Here is a 1,275-nt window from a genome sequence, read left to right on the forward strand (position 1 = left end):
TGAGGTGTACTAATGATGTGAGACAGTTCCTGAAAGGATTGTTCCCATGTCTTCTCGACCAACCTACTCTGATGAGTTCAAGGCCGACGCCGTCGCGTTAGCTGAATCTTCTGGCCGACCGCTAGCTCTGGTGGCTGCTGAACTCGGCATCTCATTGACCGCTCTCAAACGCTGGGTCAAACTCTCTCGCGAAGGTCAAAGCGGTGAGGGCAAGAAGCCGGATCAACCGGTAGATGCCACGAAATACAAGGCTTTGGAGGCCCGGCTTCGTGAAGTGGAACGGGAGAATGAATTCCTAAAAAAAGTTTCAGCGTTCTTCGCCAAGGAGCAACGGTAGATGATGTCTACCGCTTTGTTCAACAGGAGGAGAACGCTGGAGAAAAAGTTGCCTGGATGTGCCGGCAACTGGACGTGCCCAGGTCCTCGTACTACCGCTGGCGGGACGCCACCGACACGCCTACAACCATCCGTCACCGGGAGCTGACCGATCAAGTGAAGACGATGTTCAATTCTTCCGACGAGATCTTTGGCCACCGCATGGTTCACACCAAATTAACCGCCGACGGGGTGACTGTTTCCGTGGGAACCGTGGCCACGATCATGGCTGAAAACGGGTGGCAAGCCAGACGGATGCGGGCCTTCAAACGCACCACCACCCCAGGGGATCCCGACAAAGTGTTCAAGGATTTGATCGGGCGGGACTTCACCGCGGAAACGCCCGGCACCCGCCTGGTCGGAGACATCACGTACCTGCGCACCGGTGAAGGATGGCTATACCTAGCCACCGTCATTGACCTGTGCACCCGCATGATCGTTGGCTGGGCGATGGCGGACCACATGCGCGCATCCCTGTGTATCAATGCCCTGGAAATGGCCAGAGATAAAGGCCATCTAAGGGCTAACGCAATTTTTCACACGGACCATGGGGCTCAATATACATCCCGTGAACTGGGTGCCTGGTGCACCGGAAACAGCATCCGGCAGTCGATGGGATTAGCCGGTGTTTGCTGGGACAATGCCGTGGCCGAGTCCGCCTTCTCGACCATTAAGAACGAGTTCTACCACCACTACAGCTTCACCACCCGCCAAGCAGCCAGACGGGCGACCATGCGCTACATCGAGGCTTTCTACAACCGCTGGCGGCCCCACACCCACAACGGTGGTCTACCGCCGGCAACAGCAATGGCCAATTACATCACCCAAAACCAGCAGCTACCCGCCGCTGCCTAACCCGTAAAAACAAAACGAACTGTCCCAGATCCTTGACACACCTCA

General features: G+C 56.5%; 2 protein-coding genes. Both read left to right on the top strand.

The window, feature by feature from the left end; all coding sequences use genetic code 11:
• Window positions 1–46: 46 nt before the first annotated feature.
• Window positions 47–337 (top strand): transposase, encoded by a 291-nt coding sequence (locus LOH53_RS16695; protein ID WP_170133339.1) that lies wholly within the window; start codon window positions 47–49, stop codon window positions 335–337.
• Window positions 292–1,230, top strand: a complete 939-nt coding sequence (locus LOH53_RS16700; RefSeq protein ID WP_230068890.1) for an IS3 family transposase — start codon at window positions 292–294, stop codon at window positions 1,228–1,230. The genes LOH53_RS16695 and LOH53_RS16700 overlap by 46 nt, the downstream gene beginning before the upstream one ends.
• Window positions 1,231–1,275: the final 45 nt, after the last annotated feature.

Origin of the sequence: Arthrobacter cryoconiti (assembly GCF_020905375.1) — a bacterium.
Taxonomy (GTDB): Bacteria; Actinomycetota; Actinomycetes; order Actinomycetales; family Micrococcaceae; genus Specibacter; species Specibacter cryoconiti.

Bases quoted from the DNA above. Each gene is read 5' to 3' on its own strand.
- LOH53_RS16695 (WP_170133339.1), top strand. From the start codon at position 47: ATGTCTTCTCGACCAACCTACTCTGATGAGTTCAAGGCCGACGCCGTC.